Source organism: Roseiarcus sp. (assembly GCF_052145395.1).
Classification (GTDB): Bacteria; Pseudomonadota; Alphaproteobacteria; order Rhizobiales; family Beijerinckiaceae; genus Roseiarcus.
This window is the reverse complement of sequence record NZ_JBKQOT010000323.1, coordinates 1-5,535: the sequence shown is the minus strand read 5'-3', so window position 1 is coordinate 5,535 and position 5,535 is coordinate 1. Positions and strand designations below refer to the sequence as shown.

Sequence of the window (5,535 nt, the reverse complement as noted above, 5' to 3'; positions counted from 1 at the left end):
CGTCGCGCAGCGCCGCCTCGTCCTCGCGCCGGTTCAGCAGGTTTCGGACCACCGCCGCGGCGCTTTTGAGCGCCAGGCGCCGGCGCCAGACCCCGGCCCACGGCGGGTCGGATTTTGCCACGGAATCGAGGCCGGACAGCGCCGCGCCGGCGAAATAGAGGGCGTCGGCCTCCGAATGGTCGCGAAACGACCCGCTGAGGCGCGCCCAGGCGGGGGCGCGAAGGGGTTCGGAGGGGGCGAGCTCGGCGCGAATCACGACGGGGATGCTAGCGCGCGGCGGCGCTTTTGACCACCGTCCGGAGGCGAAAGCGCCCCACCTGTCGGGCGCATTCGATGTCCGATAAGCTTGCCTTATCAGACGTTTATAAAATGAACGCGTGGAGCATGTAATGTTGAAGAGGCCGGCCTCTCGATATACCGGCGATACCAATTTTGGGTCCGAATCTGGCGTCAATTCCAAGGTCTCGCCCGGCTCGATGAGGAGCAGCCTCGCGGGCAATCCCCACACAGGCTGTTCACGTCGTCAACTGCGGCGTCGTCTATGTCCTCGTAGGCTACGGCTCTCAGGCGGTACTGAGAACGCGCCCGCGAGCCGATCGCGCCGTCAGCCGAGTGTCAGGCGGGGCCATGATTGTCATCCCCCTCGTCCTTCTTGCAGAGCGCTTCGTCGGATAAGTTGCATCCGACACCAGCCCACCCCACCGAGATCCTGCGGCGCTCGCGGGCGCCAGGATCGAACTCCAAATCCAACCACTGCCGCCGCACCTCCCGTTCACGTCGCGACAGTGTTGGAGGCCTGAACTCGATGCCGACCAGAGCGAGGGCGATCGAGACGATTGTGATTGCGATCGGACTACAGATTCTCCGGCGTGTAGATCTCGAACGGCAGCAATCGTGCAATGGGCTCGTTATGTGTCTCGCCGGAAGTCACGCTGGCGAGCAGGTCGACTGTCGTCTCGGCGAGCAGTTTGATCGGGTGCGAAAGGATGACGTCGACGACGCCGTCGAGGAGTCCTGACCGCGCCTCGGGCGTCAAGTCGAGACCGACCACGTTCAGGGACTTGGCCAATCCGCTCGCGTCCTCGCGCAGGCCGCTCAACACCCCGGATTTTCCGCCCCCGGCGATAAACACACCGACAAGATCGGGCGTGCGGTGCAGGAGGTCGAGCGTACTTTGATACGCGTATTTGCTGTCCTCGAACGTCGTGATCGCGTCGAGCACCTGGAATTCAGGGGCGCGCTCGCGAAAATAGGAGCGGAAGCGGATCTCGCACATGTCCTGGCACAGGTAGCGATGGTTGCCGACGAAGACGGCGATCTTGCCGGGCCTCTTGCAGAGCGTCGCCATCGCCCAACCGGCGGTCGCCCCGACCTTCCAGTTGTCCAGGCCGATATAGCCCGCTCGCGCCGGCGCCGTCAGGTCGGAGATCACGGCGACGACGGGAACGCCATTGGCTCTCAGACGCTCGATCGCCTGGGTTATCCGCGGATGATCGACGCTGACGACGGCGATCGCGTCGACGTCGCGGCCGAGTTTGAGCAGGCGCTCGGCAGTGGCCTCGGGCGACAGATCGTCCCGATGCTCGACTACAGCTTCGCCCCGGACCGCTGACGACGCCAGCGTCGCCGCCTTCAGGTCGTCGCCGAGCATCCGGTACAGCGAGCGACCCCGCTGCTGCATCAGGAAGCCGAAGGTTCGTCTCGGCGGTTCGGCCTGGGCGCGAACCCGGATAGCCCTCGCGGCATAGAACCCGAGGGTCTCCGCAGCCTCCACCACCTGTTGAGCCGTCGCCTTACGGACCGCCTGCTTTCCGCTCAGCACCCGGTTGACCGTGGCGATGCTGACCTGCGCGGCGGCGGCGACGTCAGCGATGGTCGGACGGCGGTTGGCGGAGACGTCTGCTGACACAGCGTATCATTCCCTGTCGTTGCAAATTGATACGATGATGCGAAATGAGCGGCATGGATTGATATGAATATGTCACGCTGATACAGAGGATGCAACAAGAACGCGGCAATGTCCGCGACAGTCCGACGCAAGCCAAACGAGAGCGCCACAAACGGGAGGAACAGGAATGACACCAATCAAGCAACTCATGAGCGTATTGATCGCCACGACCGCGCTGGCGGTTGGCGCGAGCGCCGCCATGGCGGAATCGCATGGGGCCAAGATCATCGTGATCGGCGGCAAGGCGGACGATCCGTTCTGGTCCAAGGTCAAGAAGGGCGCCGAGGATGCCGGCCTGATCGCCAAGGCGACAGGCGGCTCGGTGACCTGGCTCGGCCCGCAGACTTACGACAACTTAGGCCCGGACGCGGCCAAGCTCATCCGGACCGCGCTGAGCCAGCACCCCGACGCGATCGTGGGGCCCGACTGGGTTGCTGAGGCCGAGGACGCCGCCTTCAAGGAGGTGGCCGCTGCGCACATTCCCCTGATCATCTACAACTCCGGAGGCATCGACGCCGCGAAGCGCCTCGGCGCGTTGAATTACGTCGGCAGCGACGAGTACGTGGCGGGTGTCGGAGGCGGCGACTATTTCGGCAGCCACGGCGTCAAGAATGTCCTCTGCGTCAACACGCTGCCCGGCGCCACCAACACCGAGAACCGTTGCAAGGGCGTCGCCGACGGAGTCGCGAAGCAAGGCGGCAAGTCGACCGAACTGCCGCTGCCGTCTTCGAGCTTCGGCAACCCGACCGCCGTGGCTCAGGCGATCAAGGCCAACCTCCTGAAGAATGCCGACGTCGACGGCCTCATCACCATCAGCGCTCCGGACGCCAATAGCGCCGCCAACGCCATCAGCCAGGCCGGCGTCGGCGACAAGGTCAAGCTCGCCACGTTCGACATGGACGAGCAAGGCCTTCAGCGCATCAAGGACGGCAAGCAGATGTTCTCGATCGATCAGCAGCCCTACCTGCAAGGCTTCCTCGCGGTCTCGCTGCTGAACGGCTTCGTCAACTACGGCCTCGACCTCCCGACCAAGCCGGTCCTGACCGGCCCGGGCATCGTGAGCAAGGACAACGTGGACGCGACGATGGCCGGCGCAAAGGCTGGCGCGCGCTGAGATCCAATTGATGACGTCCGGCCCCGGACACGTCCGAGGGCCGGCCTTCTCCTCCCCGTGGGTCGCCACGCGGAGCCCCGGGGGGCGTTCTGATCGCGAGGGTCCTATGATCTCCAGTCCATCGCACGCATCATCGAACTTAGCGGCTCCGCCGCCTGCTGTGCCCGCCTCGACGTTCTCGTTCGGCGCGCTCGCCCGGCGGCCCGAGACCGGATCTTTCATCGGTATGGTCGCCGTCTTCGTCTTCTTTTCCGTCTTCGGCGGCGCAAACTTTCTCTCCGCCGGCGGGGCCGCGAGCTGGCTCAACGTCGCCTCCGAGCTCGGCATCATCGCACTTCCCATCGGGTTGCTGATGATTGCGGGACAACTCGACCTCTCCGTGGGCTCGGTGCTCCCCGCAGCCTCCATGACAATCGCGATCGTGTCGGGTTACTATGGCTTGCCGATCGTCGTCGGCATCGTGGCGGCGCTCGCGCTCGGGCTCATCATCGGGTTCATCAACGGGCTTCTCGTCGTCCGGACGAAGCTGCCGTCCTTTGTCGTCACCCTCGCGACGCTCTTCGCGGTCGCAGGCCTGACCCTCGGTCTCTCGGTCATTCTGACGGGGAGCACGAGCGTCGCCCTGAACAGCCCGCCGATCGCGAAGGCCCTGCTCGGCGATTTCATCAGCGATAAGTTCCAGGTGTCGCTTTTCTGGTGGATTGCCGTCGTCCTGATCGTTGGGTTCATTTTGAACTTCTCGGTCTATGGCAACTGGATCCTCGCTGTCGGCGGAGATGCGGTCAGCGCCCGCAACGCCGGCATCCCGACGGACCGGCTGACAATCGCGCTGTTCATGGGCAGCGGGCTCTGCGCCGCTTTCGTCGGCATGTCGCAGGCCATTCTCTACAACAGCGCCCAGGTGGCGGCCGGGCAGTCGTTCATCTTCAATTCGATCATCGCGGTGGTGATTGGCGGCGTGCTGCTCACCGGCGGATACGGCTCGGTTGTCGGCATCGTGCTCGGCACGCTGACCTTCTCGATCGTCAACCAGGGCATCTTCTACACCGGCTTCGACGCCAACTGGGCGAGCCTGATCATCGGCGTCTTGCTTCTTCTCGCCGTGCTGATGAACAACACGTTCCGCAACATGGCTTTGACTTACGCCCCCCGCGCGAAAGGGAGGGCCCGCTGATGACCACGCCCCTGCTCCAGCTAACTGGCATCAACAAGTCGTTCGGCCCAATCGACGTCCTTCACGACATCTCTCTCGAAGTCTATCGCGGCGAGGTTCTTTGCCTCCTCGGCGACAACGGCGCGGGAAAGTCGACGCTCATCAAGATCCTTTCCGGGGTCCACAAGCCGACGTCCGGTTCGCTCGAGATGAACGGCAAGCCGGTCGCCTTCGACAGCCCGCGCGACGCCAGCACGGCGGGCATTGCGACGGTCCATCAGTTCGGGGGCACCTTTCCGCTGATGAGCATCGGCCGGTCGTTCTTCGTCGGCGCCGAGCCGACCAGGCGCTGGGGACCGTTCGCGGTTTTCGATCGGAAGAAGGCCAACGAGATCGCGGTCCGGGAAACGCGTCAGCTCGGCATCACGCGCATCGACGACGGCAACCGGCTGGTCGGCGGCCTGTCCGGCGGCGAGCGCCAGGCGCTGGCGATTGCCCGCGCCGTGCACTTCGGCGCGAGCGTCCTGATCCTCGACGAGCCGACCGCCGCACTCGGCGTCAAGGAGGCGGCGCACGTCCTGCGCATCGTCCTTCAGGCGCGCCAGAAGGGCATCGCGGTCATCTTCATCACCCACCAGGTCGTTCACGCCCTGACTGTCGGGGACCACTTTGCGGTTTTGATTCGGGGCGCCAAGGCCGCCGACTTCCGCAAGGGCGAAAAGACCCGTGAGGAGATCACGGATCTCATGGCCGGCGGCGAGCAGATGGCCGAACTCGAAGCCGAGATTGAAGGCTACATGGCGACCCACGACGGCCACCCGCCGCCACTCGCCGAGTGAACCCGGCTCGAAGCCGGAGCGGGCAAAAAACACGCGCTGCGCCCGCCCCGGTAGCCTCCCACCCGGGGCCGGCGTTTCCTCCAGCAAGGCTTCGCGCGGGCGCGCGCGGAGATCCAACGTCTCGTTGAAGGAGTCGTTCAGTGAAAATCGCCCTCGATCCTTACATGCATCGTCACCTGTCGTTGGAGGAACTGCCGGGAAAGGTCGCCGAACTCGGCTACGAGTGGATCGAGCTCTCGCCGCGCGACGATTTCCTCGCCTGGTGGGTCCATCCGCGCGCCTATCCCGAGCGCATCGCGAGCTTCAAGAAATCCCTGAAAGACCACGGTGTGAAGATCGCCTCGCTGCTGCCGATGTACCGCTGGGCGAGCCCGCACGAGGACGAGCGACAAGCCGCTGTCGGATATTGGAAGAAGGCCATTCAGGCGGCCGTCGACATGGGCGTCGATACGATGAATTCGGAGTTCGGTCGCGGCCCGTC

Annotated in this window: 6 protein-coding genes; 4 read left to right on the top strand and 2 right to left on the bottom strand. The window is 64.7% G+C overall.

The genetic code is table 11. The features are described from left to right. Both ACLP25_RS10985 and ACLP25_RS10980 read right to left on the bottom strand, forming a co-directional pair. On the bottom strand, window positions 1-256 hold a 256-nt coding region (locus ACLP25_RS10985; protein WP_442469232.1), incomplete at its 3' end, for a DUF1403 family protein. 597 nt (window positions 257-853) lie between these two features. Continuing rightward, window positions 854-1,909, bottom strand: a complete 1,056-nt coding sequence (locus tag ACLP25_RS10980) for a LacI family DNA-binding transcriptional regulator (protein WP_442469231.1) — start codon at window positions 1,907-1,909, stop codon at window positions 854-856. 166 nt (window positions 1,910-2,075) lie between these two features. On the opposite strand from ACLP25_RS10980, the gene ACLP25_RS10975 reads away from it, so the two are divergent. The 4 genes from ACLP25_RS10975 to ACLP25_RS10960 all read left to right on the top strand — a co-directional run. Further along, window positions 2,076-3,062 carry a sugar ABC transporter substrate-binding protein gene (locus ACLP25_RS10975; RefSeq protein ID WP_442469230.1) on the top strand — a complete coding sequence of 329 codons (987 nt, stop codon included), beginning with the start codon at window positions 2,076-2,078 and terminating at the stop codon, window positions 3,060-3,062. A gap of 226 nt (window positions 3,063-3,288) precedes the next feature. After that, on the top strand, window positions 3,289-4,236 hold the full coding sequence (locus tag ACLP25_RS10970) for an ABC transporter permease (protein ID WP_442469233.1): 948 nt from the start codon (window positions 3,289-3,291) through the stop codon (window positions 4,234-4,236). Continuing rightward, window positions 4,236-5,054 (top strand): ATP-binding cassette domain-containing protein, encoded by an 819-nt coding sequence (locus ACLP25_RS10965; RefSeq protein ID WP_442469229.1) that lies wholly within the window; start codon window positions 4,236-4,238, stop codon window positions 5,052-5,054. The genes ACLP25_RS10970 and ACLP25_RS10965 overlap by 1 nt, the downstream gene beginning before the upstream one ends. A gap of 140 nt (window positions 5,055-5,194) precedes the next feature. Continuing rightward, on the top strand, window positions 5,195-5,535 hold a 341-nt coding region (locus ACLP25_RS10960; RefSeq protein ID WP_442469228.1), incomplete at its 3' end, for a TIM barrel protein.

Coding starts and splice junctions, on each gene's coding strand:
- ACLP25_RS10975 (WP_442469230.1), top strand. CDS start 2,076: ATGACACCAATCAAGCAACTCATGAGCGTATTGATCGCCACGACCGCG.
- ACLP25_RS10970 (WP_442469233.1), top strand. CDS start 3,289: ATGGTCGCCGTCTTCGTCTTCTTTTCCGTCTTCGGCGGCGCAAACTTT.
- ACLP25_RS10965 (WP_442469229.1), top strand. CDS start 4,236: ATGACCACGCCCCTGCTCCAGCTAACTGGCATCAACAAGTCGTTCGGC.